14 protein-coding genes and 1 riboswitch are annotated in these 16,920 nt (G+C 72.8%); of the genes, 6 read left to right on the forward strand and 8 right to left on the reverse strand.

What is annotated here, in order from left to right; translation table 11 throughout:
* Positions 1–90: 90 nt before the first annotated feature.
* Positions 91–483 carry an SRPBCC family protein gene (locus tag IF29_RS0104865; protein WP_030250023.1) on the reverse strand — a complete coding sequence of 131 codons (393 nt, stop codon included), beginning with the start codon at positions 481–483 and terminating at the stop codon, positions 91–93.
* A 12-nt stretch (positions 484–495) separates the two neighbouring features.
* Positions 496–3,651 (reverse strand): ATP-binding protein, encoded by a 3,156-nt coding sequence (locus tag IF29_RS0104870; RefSeq protein ID WP_030250026.1) that lies wholly within the window; start codon positions 3,649–3,651, stop codon positions 496–498.
* A gap of 96 nt (positions 3,652–3,747) precedes the next feature.
* On the opposite strand from IF29_RS0104870, the gene IF29_RS0104875 reads away from it, so the two are divergent.
* Together IF29_RS0104875 and IF29_RS0104880 are read left to right on the forward strand one after the other, a co-directional pair.
* Positions 3,748–4,119 carry a nuclear transport factor 2 family protein gene (locus IF29_RS0104875; RefSeq protein ID WP_030250028.1) on the forward strand — a complete coding sequence of 124 codons (372 nt, stop codon included), beginning with the start codon at positions 3,748–3,750 and terminating at the stop codon, positions 4,117–4,119.
* 54 nt (positions 4,120–4,173) lie between these two features.
* Entirely contained in the window at positions 4,174–4,533 is a 360-nt protein-coding gene (locus tag IF29_RS0104880) for a cupin domain-containing protein (protein WP_030250030.1), read from the forward strand.
* Positions 4,534–4,564: 31 nt separating this feature from the next.
* Here IF29_RS0104880 and nicT read toward each other — a convergent pair whose 3' ends face one another.
* A complete protein-coding gene (gene nicT, locus IF29_RS0104885) occupies positions 4,565–5,692 on the reverse strand; it encodes a Nickel transporter NicT (protein WP_030250032.1) in 1,128 nt (375 codons plus the stop codon).
* A 34-nt stretch (positions 5,693–5,726) separates the two neighbouring features.
* A riboswitch (cobalamin riboswitch) is annotated at positions 5,727–5,948 on the reverse strand.
* A gap of 81 nt (positions 5,949–6,029) precedes the next feature.
* Here nicT and IF29_RS0104890 point away from each other — a divergent pair.
* On the forward strand, positions 6,030–6,392 hold the full coding sequence (locus tag IF29_RS0104890) for an ArsR/SmtB family transcription factor (protein WP_030250035.1): 363 nt from the start codon (positions 6,030–6,032) through the stop codon (positions 6,390–6,392).
* Positions 6,393–6,471: 79 nt separating this feature from the next.
* Here the strand turns inward: IF29_RS0104890 and IF29_RS0104895 are convergent, their stop codons facing one another.
* The gene (locus IF29_RS0104895) at positions 6,472–7,308 is read right to left on the reverse strand and encodes a siderophore-interacting protein (protein ID WP_030250037.1); all 837 of its coding nucleotides are present in this window, start codon (positions 7,306–7,308) and stop codon (positions 6,472–6,474) included.
* A 147-nt stretch (positions 7,309–7,455) separates the two neighbouring features.
* On the opposite strand from IF29_RS0104895, the gene IF29_RS0104900 reads away from it, so the two are divergent.
* A complete protein-coding gene (locus IF29_RS0104900) occupies positions 7,456–8,145 on the forward strand; it encodes a (2Fe-2S)-binding protein (protein ID WP_030250039.1) in 690 nt (229 codons plus the stop codon).
* A gap of 93 nt (positions 8,146–8,238) precedes the next feature.
* Here the strand turns inward: IF29_RS0104900 and IF29_RS0104905 are convergent, their stop codons facing one another.
* The 4 genes from IF29_RS0104905 to IF29_RS0104920 all read right to left on the reverse strand — a co-directional run bounded on the left by IF29_RS0104905 (position 8,239) and on the right by IF29_RS0104920 (position 14,751).
* Positions 8,239–9,330, reverse strand: coding sequence for a glycoside hydrolase family 19 protein (locus IF29_RS0104905; protein ID WP_030250042.1), 1,092 nt, complete (start codon positions 9,328–9,330; stop codon positions 8,239–8,241).
* 166 nt (positions 9,331–9,496) lie between these two features.
* Positions 9,497–11,560, reverse strand: a complete 2,064-nt coding sequence (locus IF29_RS0104910) for a phosphocholine-specific phospholipase C (protein WP_030250045.1) — start codon at positions 11,558–11,560, stop codon at positions 9,497–9,499.
* A 106-nt stretch (positions 11,561–11,666) separates the two neighbouring features.
* Positions 11,667–14,417, reverse strand: coding sequence for a magnesium-translocating P-type ATPase (gene mgtA, locus IF29_RS0104915; RefSeq protein ID WP_084713537.1), 2,751 nt, complete (start codon positions 14,415–14,417; stop codon positions 11,667–11,669).
* A complete protein-coding gene (locus IF29_RS0104920; RefSeq protein ID WP_051724888.1) occupies positions 14,401–14,751 on the reverse strand; it encodes an ArsR/SmtB family transcription factor in 351 nt (116 codons plus the stop codon). Before IF29_RS0104920 ends, mgtA begins: the two co-directional genes overlap by 17 nt.
* A gap of 264 nt (positions 14,752–15,015) precedes the next feature.
* Here IF29_RS0104920 and IF29_RS49205 point away from each other — a divergent pair, with 264 nt between their 5' ends.
* Both IF29_RS49205 and IF29_RS0104930 read left to right on the forward strand, forming a co-directional pair.
* Positions 15,016–15,342: a hypothetical protein gene (locus IF29_RS49205; RefSeq protein WP_030250052.1), complete on the forward strand. Its 327-nt coding sequence runs from the start codon at positions 15,016–15,018 to the stop codon at positions 15,340–15,342.
* A 165-nt stretch (positions 15,343–15,507) separates the two neighbouring features.
* Positions 15,508–16,776, forward strand: a complete 1,269-nt coding sequence (locus tag IF29_RS0104930; RefSeq protein ID WP_030250055.1) for an FG-GAP repeat domain-containing protein — start codon at positions 15,508–15,510, stop codon at positions 16,774–16,776.
* Positions 16,777–16,920 lie beyond the last annotated feature (144 nt).

The raw sequence follows: 16,920 nt of genomic DNA on the forward strand, positions 1-16,920 counted from the left end.
CGGGGATGCGAAGTCCGAATCGGGCGTCGGCGAACCAGTGCGCGCAGAAGTCGGCGCAATAGGAGTGCGGGAGGGCGCGCCGCGCGGTGTTCACTCCGATTCGGCGGCCAGGGTCGCCAGGCGGTGCAGCGAGGCGCTGATCGTCGCGGTCTGTGCGGCGAGGCGGTGGGCCTCGGCCGGAGGGATCACCACGTGCGCGCTGATCTCGGTGCCCCCGGCGACGGGACGGAGCCGCCACTCGAAGCGGAGGTCGGAGACCAGGCAGGAGATGGTCACCGTGCGCCCCGCCGGGTCGGAACTGACCAGTTGGGGCATCGGGAAGTCCGGGTAGCCCTCCGGGTACAGGGTGAACCCGGCGTCCGTGCGGCTGTCCACGGAGCCGACGCCGGCCCACCACTGCGGGAAGCGGGACGGGTCGTAGAGCAGCTTCCAGACCTCCTCCGGCGCCGCCGCCGCGATCACGCTGTCGTCGAACTCCGGCATGGTGACGCCTCCTCAGCTGGTCGAGTGGAGTGCCGCCGCGAGCGCGGCGAGGTCGGTCCGTACGGCGGCCAGTTCCAGGGCGGGTTCGACCAGCGAGCCGATCGGCGGCCGCCCCAGGTCGATCAGCGCCCCGAGGACGGCCTCGCCGTCGACGCCGGTGCCCCGGCGCTCCCACGCCGCCGCGGACTCCGCGAGCCGGCGCAGCGCCAGCGCTCCGTCCCCCCGGGCGACCGCGATCAGGCCCTGGACGTGGCACATCCGGGCGACCAGGGTGTCGGGGAAGTCGCTCGCGGCGACCGGCTCCAGCGCCGCCGCCCTGAGCTGCACCTCCGCCTCGGCCGGCCGGCCGGAGCGGGCCAGCGCCTCGGCCAGCAGCAGCCGGGTCCGCGGTCTGCTGACCGGCGCCTCGGGAGCCAGCGCCAGTTCCAGCTCGTCGGCGGCCGCCTCCGGGCAGCCGGTGGCCAGCGCGAGCAGGCCGAGGTCGTGGTGGACCAGTGCCTGCAGCTCCGCCAGCCCGGTGAGCTCCGCGATCGCCCTGGCCTGTTCGCAGGCGGTCCGGGCCTCGGCGGTGCGGCCCAGCCTGCGCAGCGCCGAGGCCCGCGCGCAGTGCGTGCCCACGGTGTTGCGGAGCAGCCCGTTGGGGACGACCAGGGCCAGGCAGCGGTCGGCGAAGTCCAGGGCCCGGTCCCACTCGCCGGCCGCGGCGGCTGCGCTCGCCGCGTTCATCATGCAGCCGTACGCCAGGTCCGGGCGCCCGGCCCGCCCCGCCGAGGCCGCCGCGGCCACCAGCGGCCCGTAGCTCTGCACCAGCCGTCCGGTGCGGATCAGGGCATGGCCGCGGGCCGAGCCGATGTCGTGGGCCAGCAGGTCGCCCGGGGCGCGGTGGCCGGTCACCTCGGCGACCTGCCGCAGGATCCGCTCGACCTGGTCCGGGTCGCCCGCGACGGCCTGGGCCCAGGCCAGCCCGGCCAGGGCCTCCGCCCTGGCCTCCGGGTCGTCCTGCGGAGCCCGGTCGAGCAGGTCCAGCGCGCTGAGGTAGGAGCGCCGCGACTCGCGCGGGTGGCAGACACCGCCGCGGAGCCAGTGCCCGCGCCGCAGCCAGGCCCGGGTCAGCGCCGGGCCGTCGGAGGGGGCGAGCTGCTCCACGGCCCGCTCGAAGGCCTCGTCGGAGCTGGGCAGCCGCCCGCGCCAGGCCTCCACCTCGGCGAGGTCCAGCAGGATCTCGACCGAGTCCGGGGCGAGCTCGCGCGCCTCGCGGAGGAAGGCGGCCGCCTCCGGCAGCGCGCAGACGGCGCGGGCCGCCGCGGCCGCCTCGGCGAAGCGGGCGCCGGCCGGACCGTCCTGCCCGGACAGCCGCAGGTGCCGGCCCAGCTCGGCGGCGGAGCGGGCGCGGCTGGCGTTCCGTGCGGTACCGGTGCCGGTGGCCGCCGACCGGGCCGCTCCGGCGGCCAGTACCTCGGCGAGATCCGCGTGCAGCGTGCTGCGCTCCGGCGCCGGCAGGTCCGCGTAGCAGGCCTCGCGCAGCAGTGCGTGCCGGAAGCCGACCCCGGCCGATGCCTCGGAGTAGGCCAGCAGCCCGGAGCCGAGGGCCTCCCCGGCTGCGCGCCGCACGTCGGCCAACGGCAGCGCGGCCAGCTCCGACGGTCTGAGCTCGCGTCCGGCGGCGGCCAGGTAGTCGGTCAGCCGGCGCGCCCCGGGGCCGAGCCGCTCGCAGGCGGCGCGGACGGCGCCGCGCAGTCCGGCGGGCAGATCCGCGCCGCGCAGGGCGACCCCCTTGGCGGTCTCGACCGCGAGCAGCGGGTTGCCGTCGGCGACACGGGCGATCCCGGCGGCCTGATCCTCCGTCAAGTTGCCCTGGCAGAGCGCGATGCGACGGATCGTCGGCAGCGGCAGCGGGCCGAGTTCGATCTCCCGGCCGAGGCTGCCCGAGGCGCGCAGCGCCGCCACCGCGGCGTCCAGTTCGGGGCGTCTGGGCATCCGCCGGCAGGTCGCCACCAGCAGCGCGGGCAGGTGCCCGGCGATCCGCCGTCCGACGTAGGCGAGCAGTTCCAGGCTGGACGGGTCGGCCCGGTGCACGTCCTCCAGGACCAGCAGCAGCGGCTCCGCGCGGACGGCCCGCAGCAGCGCCTGGGTGGCCCGCTCCAGCTGCCGGATCCGCTCCGCCCTGGGGTCGATCAGCGGGTCGGCCCTGGTCGGATCGTCGACCAGCAGGCCCAGCGGGTCCACCCACAGCGCGAACGGGGCGCCTCCGCCGGGGCCGCCGGCATAGCCGGTCAGGGTGCGGGCGCCCTCGTCGGCGGCCAGTTGTCCCAGCTCCTGGACCAACCGGGTCTTGCCCATCCCGCCGTCACCGCTGAGCAGCAGCACCGAGCCCCGCCCTGCGGCGGCCTCGCGCCAGGCACTGGTCAGCGTCGCGGTCTCCTCGGCCCTGCCGATCAGGCGGGACCGCCCGCTGCCCGGTCCGGTCGGCCCCCGGGCGGCGGCCCGCAGCCGCCGGGCCAGGGCGGCCGTCTCCGGTCCGACGCCGGTGTCCAACTCCTCGGCCAGCTGCCTCCGCAGCCGTGCGTAGGCCTCCAGGGCCGCAGGGGTGTCGCCCGACTCCGCCAGCAGCGCCATCAGCGTCCGTGCGGCGGCCTCGTCGAAGGGGAGCAGCGCGACCTGCCGGCGGACGGCCGCGATCGCGGCCGGGAGGTCCTCCTCCTGCCGGTAGCGCTCGGCCAGGGCCGAGAGCGCGGCGGACAGCCGGACGGCGTGCTGTTCACGGGCCTCCACCGCCCAGTCCTGCCCGAAGGACGGCAGCAGCTCGCCCCGGCAGAGGCCGACGGCGTCCGCCGGCCGTCCCAGGTCGACCAGGCGCCGGAACTCGTCCAGGTCCACGGTCAGCCCGTCCCGGCACAGGCCGACGCTGCCGCGGTCCGCGGTCAGCTGCCGGGCTCCGGCCGGGCCGAAGGCCGTGCGCAGGGCCCAGACGGCGCTGCGCAGGCTGGCCCTGGCGGCGCTGTCCGGGGCGTCGGGCCAGAACCGGGCGGCCAGGCGCGGCCGGGGCTGCGGCCCCGGGTGCAGCGCCAGCCAGGCCAGCAGCTCGCAGGCTCGTCCGGCCGGTAGTCCGATCCGCTGCCCGTCGAGCTCCGCTTCGAGCTCGCCGAACAGCCGGATGCTGAGCGCCACCGTTTCAGCGTACCCGCGTACCCGCCGGTCACCTGGGGCTTGACGGTGGATTGACGGTGCCGGCGCAGGGTGGGGGCCGGAGGAAGGGAGAGGGCGATGAACACCTTGCAGACGGCTTCCGGTTTCGACACCGAGGCGCTGCGGCGCGGGGTCGAGGAGCGGGACGCGGCGGCCCTGATCGGCCTGTACGCCGATGACGCGGAGTTGTTCCTGGTCGACCGGCAGTCACAGCCGAGCAGCCCGCGGTCGCTGAAGGGCCGCGAACAGATCGCGGACCACTTGGAGGAGATCAGCGGCAGGGACATGACGCACACCCTGGAGCGGGTCCTGGTCGACGGCGGCCACGCCGCCTTCCTGGAGTCCTGCCGCTACCCGGACGGCGTGCGGGTGCTCTGCTCGGCCGTGCTGGACCTCGGCGACGACGGACGGATCGTCCGGCAGACCTGCGTGCAGGCCTGGGACGAGTGACGAACGACGAGTGACGAACGACGAGTGGCGAGAAGGAAGAGAAGGGACGCGATCATGAAGCAGACCGAGCACCGCGACTTCGCCGCAGCCGACGAGGTCCGCCGGTTCGACCACGGACGTGCGGAGATCCTCACCGTCGAGGGCGCCGCCATCGGCCGCCTGGTGCTGCAGCCCGGCTGGCGCTGGTCCACGGACGTCAAGCCGATCGCCGGCACCGAGTGGTGCGAGGCGCCGCACTTCCAGTACCACGTCTCCGGCACCCTGCGGATCAGGATGGCCGACGGCACCGAGTTCGACGCCACGCCCGGTCAGGTCACCGCGCTGCCCTCGGGACACGACGCCTGGGTCGTCGGGGACCAGGAGGTCGTGGTGGTGGACTGGATGGGCGCGCTCGACTACGCCCACGGGGCCTAGCGGCACTTGGCGGCACCGCGGGGCACCGGTCTCAGGCCCGGTGCCCCCAGCGGTGCTCCACCTTGGCCAGCCGCCAGTAGGCCAGCGCGCAGGCCCAGACGGCCACGAACAGCCCGACGATGACGAAGCCGACGTTGTTGAGGTTGACCGCGGAGATCCAGTTGCTGACCGGATCGTCCAGCCCGAGCTGGTCGTGCAGCACGCCGACCAGCTCGATCGTGCCGATCAGGAACGCGACGGCAATGGAGAGGCCGGTGATGGTGAGGTTGTAGTAGACCTTGCGCACCGGGTTGGAGAAGGCCCAGTGGTAGGCGAAGTTCATGAAGGTGCCGTCGAGGGTGTCGAAGAGGCTCATCCCGGCGGCGAACAGCAGCGGCAGGCACAGGATGGCGTACCAGGGCAGGCCAGCCGCCGCGCCGGAGCCGGCCATGACCATCAGGGTGACCTCGGTCGCGGTGTCGAAGCCGATGCCGAACAGCAGGCCGACCGGGTACATCTGGCCGGGGCGGGTGATCGACTTGGTGAGCCGCCCCAGGATGCGGTTCATGAAGCCGCGGCTGTCCAGGTGCTTCTCCAACTCGTGCTCGTCGAACTGCCCCTGGCGCATCGCCCGGAACACCCGGTGGATGCCGAACAGGGAGACCAGGTTGAGCGCGGCGATCAGGTAGAGGAAGCCGCCGGAGACGCTGGTGCTGACCACGCCCAGGGCCTGGTGGGTGCTGGAGGAGTCGTTGGTCAGGGTGCCGGCGAAGCGCGCCCCGGCGGCGATGCCGGCCGCCAGCACCACCACGATGGTGGAGTGGCCCAGCGCGAACCAGAAGCCGACCGAGATCGGCCGCTTGCCGTCGGCCATCAGCTTGCGGGTGGTGTTGTCGATGGCGGCGATGTGGTCCGCGTCGAAGGCGTGCCGCATGCCCAGGGTGTAGGCGGTGACGCCGAGACCGAGGCCGAAGACCTGCTTGCCCACGGTGTAGTGGTGCGGGGCGACCATGACGGCCAGGATCCCGAAGGCGACGACATGGAGCGCGGCGATCACCGCCATCAGCCCGCCGGTGCGGATCCAGTCCCGGCGCTCCCAACGGAGCACGGGTGTGGCCGGTATCGCGGTTCCCGGTGCGGTCGCGTCGGTCGGCGGGGCGGGGATTCCGGGCATGGACATATGGGGGCAGCCTCTCCAGCACCTCGTGGACAGTGAGTCGTGCGGTGCCGTGGCCGGTCTCCTGGCTGACGGGTGTAACACCTCCTCACCCGGCCTTCCCAGGCGCGCGGGCGCGCCCAGTGGCCGCCTGCTCCCCGGTCGAGGAGCAGGTGCGGTGCGGAGATTTCCCGATCACAGTGGCGAGGGCCGCTCCGGTCTGGGACCCCTTGAGGGCCCGTCACCGGTCTTCCCGAACACCACGGCTGAACCACCGTAGGCGGGCGAGGGCCAGATCAACAAGCCTGCACAGCTGTGCAGGTGTTGCATCTCACTCGGGTTGTGGAGTGGAGTGGGGCGCATGCATCTGGTTCCGGAGGAGCGCGCGCACCGGCGCACCATCGACGAGCACACCGTCTGCGAGGCCATCGAGGGCATCGGCGACACCGCCCGGATCGCCGAGTGGTCCTCGCGGTTCGCGCTGCTGGGGGAGCCGGGGCGGCTCGCCCTGCTGCTGGCGGTGCACCACGGCGGCCCGATCGCCGTCACCGACCTGGCCATCGCCACCGGGATCTCCGACACCGCGGTGTCCCAGATGCTGCGGCTGCTGCGGGCCTCGGGCACGGTCACCCCGCACAAGGACGGGCGCATCGTCCGCTACCGGCTCAGCGACGCCCGCACGGCCGCACTGCTGGACTCGCTCGGGGCCGCCGCCCAGGGGTGACCTGAGGGGCCGGCCCGCAGGGCTGACCCGCGCCGCAGTTGTCCCCGGATCGTGGACAACTGCGGCGGGTCGGGCGGTCTCAGCCCTCCTGCTCCTCCTCGACACTGCGGTTCCACTCCCGCTTGGAGGACTGCCAGCCGTCCTCGTCGTGGCCGGTCCGCCAGTAGCCGGAGATGGACAGCCGGTCCAGCGGGATGCTCCGCTCGACCCGCAGCAGCCGGCGCAACTCCTTCACGAAGCCGGCCTCGCCGTGCACGAACGCCTCGGGGAGGCCGGCCGGGAAGTCCAGCGCGGAGACGGCCCGCACCAGGGGCTCGCCGATCCGCTCGGCGCCGCGGTGCAGCCAGGTGATCTCGGCCTCGCCCGGGGTGGACAGCTTCTGCTCCTCCTCGGGGCCGGCCACCTCGACGAAGACATGGGCGGTGGCACCCTCGGGCAGCTGCTCCAGGGCGGCGGCGATGGCCGGCAGCGCGCTCTCGTCGCCGGCCAGCAGGTACCAGTCGGCGTCGGGGGACGGGGCGTAGCCCCCGCCGGGGCCGCCGAAGTGGATCTCGTCGCCGGGTCGGGCCTGCGCGGCCCAGGGCCCGGCCACGCCCTCGTCGCCGTGGTGGACGAAGTCCACGGTCAGCTCGCCCGCCTCCGGGTCCCAGCGCCGCACGGTGTAGGTGCGGGTCACCGGCCAGTCCTCGCGCGGGAGTTCGGCACGGATCACGGCCAGGTCGAAGGGGTCCGGATAGACCACGCCGGGGCGCGGGAACTGGATCTTGATGTAGTGGTCGGTGAGTCCGCGGGTGGCGAAGGCCGCCAGGCCCTCGCCGCCGAGGACCACCCGGATCATGTGCGGGGTGAGCCGCTCGACGCGCTCCACCCGGCCGCGGTGGGTCTGCTGCGGACGGCGCTCCGGTCGGCCTGCCATAAACACTCCCTGGGGATCTCGAACCTGTGACCCCCATAGTGCAGGGGAGGACCCGGCGATCCCGGAAACCTTACCTTTCCAAGCCTTTGCGAGCTGCCCCGTTATGCTGCGACGGCATGATCACGGTCCCCTGAAGGAGGCTCCTCCGTGGACCAGCTCGCGGCCCTCGGGCCGTTCTTCGCACTCGACACCCACCACCGGGACGAACCCGCCCGTCCGCCGTGGCAGGAGCTGCGCACCCTGGTCGAGGATCCGGCCGTGCTGCGGGAGCGGGTGGACGGCGTCCGCGGCCACCTCGCCGCCGCGGGCGGGCAGGACGTCGCGGACGTGGAGCTGCGGGTGGCCGCCTCGGTGGCCCAACTGGGCCTGACCGCCAGGCTGGTCTCGCCGACCCTGGGCGTCGCCGTGCTGTCCGGCCGTTGGCCGCGCCCGGCTCTGGACCTGGCCCGCTGGCAGCCGGTCCCCGGCGGGGCGTTCCCGCTCTCCTTCGCCGCCGCCGCCTTCGAGCCCGGGACGCCGGACGACCTCCTTGCAGGCCCGGTCCGGGAGCTGGTCCTGGCCACGGCCGGACTGTCCGTCAGCCCGAAGGTGCTGTGGGGCAATGTCGCCTCCGCGGTCAACGGCGCCGCGACGGTGCTGGCCGGGGCGCGTCCGGAACTGGCCGCCGAGGCCCGGGCCGCGGCCGCGCTGCTGCTGGCGCATCCGCTGCTGCGGGGCACCGTTGCGACGGTGCCCCCGGGCACGGGCCGATTCCGCCGCCGCAGCTGCTGCCTGATCTACCGTGCCGCCCCCGGCGGGGCCGGCGCGCTGTGCGGGGACTGCGTGCTGTCCCGCTGAACGGGACGGCTGAACGCGACGGCTGAACGGGAAGGCGCCGCCCCCCGCCCCGGAAGGGGACGGGAGACGGCGCCGTGTCGGCCGCGAGCGGTTCTAGCAGGTGAGGTTGGAGCCCGGGGAGACGCCGAGGATCGCGGCGTAGGACTCGTACTTGTTGACCCGGTCCTGCATTTCGGCGGTGTTGCCGCCGTTGCACTCCACGCTGCCGTTGATGGCCCAGATGGTCTGGCCGAAGCCGGCGCCGTTGACCATGGCGTTGTGCCCGGTCATGGTGCCGGGGCCGGTGTCGGTCATCCAGTACCACAGCGCGGTCTCCCAGGAGACGGCCGCGTCGGTCGCGACCAGGCCGGGGTTGTCGAGCAGGTCGACGCCCAGCGCGTTGCCGGCCGCCTCGTAGTTGAAGTTCCAGCTGATCTGCATCGGACCGCGGCCGTAGTAGGCGTAGGTGCCGGCCGGGCAGCCGTAGGACTCCGCCGCGCAGTAGTTGCCGGACTGGTCGACCTCGTTGATGTAGACCAGACCACCGGTCTCATGGCTGACGTTGGCCAGGAACGCGGCGGCCTCCTGCTTCTGCACCGTGCTGCTGCCGGTGGTGGCGAAGCCGGGGTACTTGCTGAGCGCCGTGACCAGGCCGCTGTAGGTGTAGAAGGAGTTCCGGCTCGGGAACATCTGGTCGAACTGGGCCTCGCTGACCGGGAATCCGGTGCTGGGCGCGGTCGTGGTGCCGCCACCGGTGCCGGTGCCGGTGCAGGTGTAGGGGGACCAGTACCAGGTGCTGATGGTCGGGTCGTAGCCCGGGTTGTCGTGGGTCGCCTGGTAGTAGAGCCCGTTGCTGTACTGGACGATGGTCCCGGCCGTGTACGAGGTGCCGGCCACCCAGGCGGGGTAGGAGCAGCCGCCACTGGCGGGCGGCGTGGTCGTGCCGCCGCCGGCGCCGTCTCCGCAGGCTCCCTGGTCGGCCCAGACGCCCACCGAACCACCGGGGGTGTCGTTCTGGGTCCACCACTGGGCCTTCCAGTTGTGGCTGTTGTACGAGGCGATGTTCCCGTTGGTGTAGACGGTCGTCGAGCTCCAGCTTGCCGCGCAGCTCACCGTGGCGGCATTGGCGGTGGGAAGGACCGCGGCGATACCGAAGGCGAGGGCGAGGGCGGCGAGCAGCGCGAATATCCGGCGCTGTTGGCGCATGGGTCACTCCTTCGTGCGGGTGGGGCCGCACGTCGTGGGGGACGGATTCGTCCCCCTTGGAAGCGCTCTCAACGAGGGACGTGATGAAGACTCAACTCCATTGGTCTATACCTGTCAATACCGGACGGGCCCGACTTTCCGATTTCTCGCCGACCGGACGACCGGTTCAGCCGCTGACGCTGGCCGCTCCGGTCTCGATGTGGCCGGTCACCCTGCGGGACCAGCTGGCGTCGCTGCTGACGGTGACCGTGAAGTCGTACCAACCGTTCTGGTACGCAACGGCGTTGAAGTAGTCGGACACGGTCGCTCCGGCGGCGGCCTGGTAGGTCCAGGGGCCGTCGGTGCGGTAGTTGTTCGAGGTGACGGTGAAGGTGACGCTGCTGGTGCCGGTGTTGGTCAGATGGACGAAGAGCGCCTCCTCGCCGGTGTCCGGGGCGGCGGCGTAGCTGGTGGTGGCCTCACAGGTCTTCCCGGCCGCGGTGGTGTCGCCGGTGAAGCGGCGCAGGAACCGGTTGGGCCCGACACAGGTCAGGTCGTACTTGCCGCTGCCGTATCCGGTGCCGACGTTGAAGTAGTCGCTGGTGGTGCCGTCGGTGCCGGTCGACGCGGTGTAGGGGGCGACGGTGTACTGCCACGGACCGCCGGTGCGGTAGGCGTTGGCGTAGATCGAGTAGTGCGCGTAACTGGTGGCCTGCGCACCCTGGTTGGCCATCCGGATCCAGACCAGGGTCTTGCCGCCGGAGTCGAACTCCAGGTGGTCGACCCAGGCGTTGGGCTGGTAGGGCAGCGCGCGGGCCGGCCTGGTGCCGGACTCCTGCGCGGGCAGCGCGTTGGTGGTGGGGCCGGGGTTGGGCAGCGGGTCGCAGTTGGCCTGGCCGAAGACGGTGCTGGTGGCCGGGAGCGACGGCGCGCCGTAGACCGGGTTGGCGAAGTCGAAGGCGCCGGTGAGGTCGCCGCAGACCTGACGGCGCCAGGCGGAGATGTTGCCGCAGACGGCGGGGGTGCCCAGGGCGGCGGTCCAGGTCTCCAGGAAGCGGATCACCGAGGTGTGGTCGTAGACCCGGGAGTCGACGTGGCCGCCGCGGGTCCACGGCGAGGCGATGATCATCGGAACCCGGAAGCCCAGGCCGATGTTGGTGCCGGAGTAGAACTCCGCGGAGGTCCCGGACGGTGCGGCCGGCGGCGGGACGTGGTCGAAGAAGCCGTCGTTCTCGTCGTAGTTCAGGAACAGCACGGTCGAGTTGAAGGTGGTGGTGTCGGCCGCGATGGCCTGCAGTACCAGGTTGACGAAGTGCGCGCCGTCGTTCGGCGGGCCGTCGGGGTGCTCGGAGAAGGCCTGGTTGGCGACCACCCAGGAGACCTGCGGCAGCGTGCCGGCCAGCGCGTCGGCCTTGATCGCGGCGGCGATGTCGTCCGGCGTCGAGCCGGTGCTGGGCACCGAGCCCATACCGCGCTTGTAGAGGTCGCTGCTGGTGGCGGCGGAGCTGAACTGCTTGAAGTAGGCGAGGCCGTTGTCGCCGTAGTTGTCACTGGCGTTCTGGTAGACCTTCCAGCTCACCCCGGCGTTCTCCAGCGCCTCGGCGTAGGTCTGCCAGGACAGGCCCGACTCGTCGCCGCCGTCGTAGGCCGGGCCGCCCGCGCTGCCGGACGGGTCGATCATGCCGGACCACAGGTAGGTGCGGTTGGGGCCGGTGGCCGAGAGGATCGAGCAGTGGTAGGCGTCGCAGATGGTGTAGGCGTCGGCCAGCGCGTAGTGGAACGGTATGTCGCTGCGGGACAGGAAGCCCATGGTCCGGTTGGTGCCCTTGGCGGAGATCCAGGAGTCCATCTTCCCGCTGTTCCAGGCCTTGTGCTGGGTCGACCAGGAGTGGTCCAGCGAGCCGTCGCACTGGGCGATGGTCTCCGCGGTCTGGCCGGAGGCGGGCGCGGTGGTGCTCATCTGCCAGGGGTACTGGCGGCTGCTGCCGTTGGGCTGGTTGAAGACGCTGTAGCCGCCCGAGAGCTGGACGGTGGCGCGGTCGCCGAAGCCCCGCACGCCCTTGAGGGTGCCGAAGTAGTGGTCGAAGCTGCGGTTCTCCTGCATGAGCACGACGACGTGCTTGACGTCGGCGATCGTTCCCGTGGTCGCGGCCTCCGCGCTGGGCGCGGTGCCGGGCAGTGCGTCCAGGCCGAGCACCGCGCCGAGCGCGGCGGCGGAACCGAGGAAGGTACGGCGGGTTACGGGAGCCACGTGAGTCCTCCGGAGCGAGAGAGTTCGACGTGGGGACTATGGAGCGCCCTGATGGCCTGGGTGTGACGGGGACATGAAGCCGGGTCGACCACCTGGCCTAGACTTGTTACCTTTGCGTTATCTGTGGCCGGCGGCGTACCGCGCCCCCGCGCCGCCGCCGGATCGCGCGTGCCGCGAACAGGGCGAGGACGTAGCCGCCGAGGATCGCCGTCAGCAGCGGGTAGTAGGCGAGGGGGAGCGCCCCCATGCCGAGCGAGCGTCCGGGCGGCGTCAGCGGCAGGAGCAGGCCGACGGCGACCAGGGCGCCGTTCCCGGCGCGGACCGGCCAGGGGGCGGGCAGGCGCGGTCGGCCGCCGGGGGACCGCAGGATGTGGATGGTGACGGCCTGGGTGATCAGGTTCTCGGTGAACCAGCCGGTGTGGAAGAGGACTTGGGTCCGCGGCGCGGAGAGCCCGTGGGCCAGGTGTCCCAGGACGGCGAAGGTCGCCAGGTCCGCCGCGGCGTTGACCAGGCCGAAGCACAGCGCGTAGCGGGCCAGGCCGCGGGCGTCGAGCGGGCCGGGGCGGTGCGCCCCGGTGGTGAGCGGCCGGTCGAAGGCCAGCGAGAGCTGGGCGGCGTCGAAGCACAGGTTCTGGACCAGCACCTGCGCGGGGAGCATCGGCAGGAACGGCAGGAAGGCTCCGGCGGCGAGCATGGTGATCACGTTGCCGACGTTGGCGGACAGGGTGGTCCGCAGGTAGTTGCCGATGCCGGCGAGCGAGCGGCGGGCGGTGGGCAGGCTGCGGCTGACGGCGGCCAGGTCGGAGCCGGTCAGCAGGATGTCGGCGTGCTCGCGGGCGGCGTCGACCGCGGTGTGGGGGCAGATGCCGAGGTCGGCCGCGCGCAGGGCGGCGATGTCGTTGGCGCCGTCGCCGAGGAAGCCGACGGTGCGGCCGGTCGACCGCAGGGCGCGGACGATGCGGGCCTTGTGGGCGGGGGTGGCCCGGGCGAAGAGGGTGGTCGTGGCGGCGAGCCGGGCCAGTGCCGCGTCGTCGAGGCGGTCCAGGTCGGGGGCCAGGACCGGGCGTCCGGGGCGGATGCCGACATCGGTGCAGGCCCGGACCGCGGTCTCGGGGTGGTCGCCGGTGATGACCTTCACGGTCACGCCGTTCGCCCGGAGGGCGGCGACGGCGTCACCGGCGCTGGGTTCCGGCTCGTCGCGGAACCCGACCAGCCCGACCAGGGTGAGGTCGTGCTCGTCCCTCTCGGTGTAGCGGAGGCCGCGGGCCGGACCGTGCGCGACCGCGACGGCGAGCAGGCGCTGACCGTCGGCGGCCTGCCGCCTGACGAGGCGGTGGATCCGAGTGCGCTGGTCGGCGTCGAGGGGCAGGGTGTCGTTGCTGTCCCCGTTGCCGCCGTCGCTGACGGTCAGTCGGGTGCAGCGGTCCAGCACGTCCTCGACGCCGCCCTTGACGACGAGCGTGTGCCCGCCCGGGCGACCCGATCCGCGCACCACGGCGGTGGCCAGGCGGCGCACCGGATCGAAGGGGATCACCTGGAGGCCGGCCGTCGCCGTGGCAGGGAACGGCTCCAATTGGTCCGCGGCTTCCAGCAGCGCCTGGTCCAGGCTGTCCAGCACCGGCGGGTCGCCGAGCTGCAGGCAGACGAGGCTGTTGGTGGCGGCCCACCGCAGCACCCGGGGGTCGCTGCGGCCCTGCGGGTCCAGGGTGCTGTGCACGGTGAGCCGGTCCCCGGTCAGGGTGCCGGTCTTGTCGACGCACAGGACGTCCATCGCGCCCAGGTCGTACAGCGAGCGCTGCCGCTTGACCACGACCCGTCGGCGGCGCAGTTCCGCCACACCCCGGGCCAGGACGGTGGTCACCACCACCGGCAGCATCTCCGGGGTCAGGCCCACCGCGACGGCGATCGCGAACGGCACCAGCTCCCAACCCCGTCCGCCCAGCAGCGTTCCCGCCGCCAGCACCAGGGTGAGGGAGGCGAGCATGAACCGGATCAGCAGCCGCGCGACCGAGCGCGTGGTGCGGTCGAACGCGGTGGCCCGCCGGCCGCGCTCCAGATGCCGGTGGGCGGTGGCGAGGTGGGTGCCCCGGCCGGTGGCCACCACCACCGCGGTAGCGGTTCCGGCGGCCACCCGGCTGCCGAGGAAGCACAGCTGCGGCTGGTCCAGAAGCGCCGGGCGGCGGTCGCCCCGGGACTGCGGATCGGATCCGGCTTGCTTGGGCACCGGCGCCGACTCGCCGGTCAACGGGGCCTGGTCGACGGTGAGTCCGACGCTCCTGAGCAGGCGCAGGTCGGCGGGGACCAGGTCGCCCGCGGTGAGCCGAACCAGGTCGCCGGGGACGAGCTCGCCCAGCGGTACCTCGCGGGCCGTGGGTGCCGATCCGTCAACGGTGCGGCGCACCACGGTCGCGGTGCCGCAGGCGATGTCGCGAAGCGCGGCGGCGTCCTGGTCCGCGCGGCTCTCCCCGGCCATCCGCAACGCGCAACTGACCGCCACCAGCACGGCGATGACGGCCGTGCCCTGACGCGCCCCGTTGGCCGCGGAGATGACTGCCAGGAAGCAGAGGACCAGGGTGAACGGGTCGCGCAGCGCGCGGCCGAGCCGCCGCGACCAGGACGGCGGCTCCACCGTCGCCAGGACGTTCTCGCCGCAGGCCATGAGCCGGTGGTGGGCCTGGTCCTCCAACAGCCCGCGCGGCCCGCTCCGGAGCCGGCGCAGGACCTGCAGCTCGGTGAGGTCAGCGGCGACGGCCGGGGGGATGCAGACGACGTCCTGTTCCGCGTGGTCGCCGTGGTCGGGATGGCGGGGCTGCCCCCGGTCCCGTGCCGCCTCGGACGCCTCAGACAGCCCGGCCACGCCGGTTCCCTTGCCCGGGGGTCGGGCCGGTGAGGTGGTTGATCATCGACTGGACCAGGGACACCAGGTGCGGGTCGTCCACCAGGTAGACCTGGCGGTGCCCCTCGCGTCGGGAGCGCACCAGGCCGGCCAGCTTCAGCTTGGCGAGGTGCTGGCTGACCGCCGGCAGCGCGCCGCCGACCTGTTCGGCGAGCCCGCTGACGTCGCACTCGCCCGAGGCCAGGATCCACATGATGTGCAGCCTCACCGGGGAGGCCAGCATCCCGAAGGAACTGGCGGCCTCGGCCAGTACGTCCGGGCTGGGGACAGCGCCGACGGCACTGCTGCGGGTCACCTGTGTCTCCCTGTGGTGGAGTGTCGTACCGCACCAGGGTACGGACCCGCGGAGGCCGCAGGAGCGCACAGCTACTGCGCGGGCCCGGCGCGGAGTTCCGCCACCGCGACTGACGATTACTTGCTAAGTTGCGCATCTATGTAACCGATCGCTGAGGATTCGCGTCCAGTCCTTCTGGCAGCAGAAGACGGCCGGCTGACCGCGGCCGACTGCAAGCCGGGTGGCGACTGCGGCAGCGGGGGCGGCGAGCGGGCGGACGTGGAGATGGTGGTGCACATCTCGGCCGACCGCAGCAGCGCCACGGTGATGAGCATCCCGCGCGACCTGGAGACCGCGCTGCCGGCCTGCACCGACAGCCAGAACCGGTGCCGACTGGAGGCCCGGCCCGACCTTCCCCGGCAGAGGCACCACCCCAGCGCGGCCGACACCAAGGCCGCCCTGGCCAACGCCCACGCCCAGGCAGCCAACGACACCAAGGGCTGCGCCCAGGTCAGCACCTACGACGACGTGGTCACCCTGCCCGGCCACGGCTCCATGTCACCCACGCGCGCCTACGCCCTCAGTCCGACCGTCCCCGATTCCGCCCCCTGAGCCCGGTGTGGAGCGTCTCCAGCACCCCAGTCGGCCCACCCCCATTGGCATACAACTGCCGGTTTCGCCCCGGTATCTGATGCCGCGCCGGTGATCAAAACGATGGCCCGCTGTCAGTGCCGGCCCGTAGCCTCGCGGGTGCGAACACCGAAACCAGGGGGGACCATGTTGCGCACCACCACGTCACGCCGTCTCACAATTGCCACCGCGATCACGGTCGCGGCCGGCTTCGCGCTGGCCCCGGGCGCACACGCCAGCGATGCACTGCCCGCGCCGAGCGTCAGTTCCAGCTACTTCCCCAGCGTCGGATCGGGCGGCACCGCCCCGCTCATGCGCACCCCGGGAACGGTGACGTTCACCGTGGGCGCGGGCACTACCGGGGATCCCGTCCGCTTCCAGTACGACCTCAACAGCGAACTGTCCACCGTCGACGGATCCACCCCCTCGCCGACCATGGCGGGCTCCGGATCCGGGTGGGTTCCGATCGCCGCGGACGGCACCGCGACCGTCACCTTGGACCCCACCAAGTGGAACAACTGGATCGACGTGCGCACCGAGAACGCGGACGGCCAGACGTCCCAGTCCACCCGCTACACGTTCTTCACGACGTCGAACGGACCCGACGCCCGCAGCGACCTCAACGGTGACCAACTCCCCGACCTGGTCGCCACCGGCAAGGACGGCAACCTCTACATCCTGTACGGCAGCGGCGGCGGGGCCCTGCAAGCAGCCACCAGCTACGCCGACTCCGGAACCGACTGGGCCTCCACCCTGATCGCCCAGAACGGTGACCTGGCAGCCGGCGACGGCTTCCAGGACATCCTGCGCATCAACGCCGCAGGATCTGCCGGCACCGAGGTCAACAACGGCCTCGGCGACTTCAACCGCAGCTCCACGGGCTGGTACCGAAGCGACGGCAACACCTGGGCGGGTGCCACCCAGATCGCGCTCCTGGGCCCGGACACCGTCAGCGCCGGATCCGGCGGCGGAACCCTGCTCAGCGTGGAGAACGGGCAACTGCTCGACTGGCCGGGCACTCGCTTCGGCATCCAGGGCACGTCCACCGTCATCGACGCAGGCTTCGGCACCGACGCCACCCTGGTCGCCCCCGGCGACATGAACGGCGATGGCCACGGCGACTTCCTGGTGCGCCAGGCCAACAACGGCAAGCTGTTCCTGGCGCCCAGCAACGCGGACGGCAGCTTCGGCGGCCCCAGCACCTGGAAGGAGATCGGCAAGCACTTCAAGGCCTCCGACTACCCGCTGCTGACCTCGCTCGGAGACGTCAACGGCGACGGACTGCCCGACCTGTACGCCGTCACCTGCGCCGGCACCCTCGTACTGTTCCCGGGCACCGCGACCGGCGGCTTCGGTCCCGCACAGCCCATCGCCACCTCGGGCATCGACTGGAGCCAGATCACCGCGATTGCCTGACCACCTGCCCGACAGGGGGCCGCGCTCCGTGGGAGCGCGGCCCACCGCGCAGCCCCGCCACTCCGCGGCCTCGGTCCCAGCGGGCCGTTGGAGGACGGCGTGAGAAGCTTGGCCGTATGAACCGGTTGGCTGGTGCGACCTAGC

Source organism: Streptacidiphilus jeojiense (assembly GCF_000719095.1).
Taxonomy (GTDB): Bacteria; Actinomycetota; Actinomycetes; order Streptomycetales; family Streptomycetaceae; genus Streptacidiphilus; species Streptacidiphilus jeojiensis.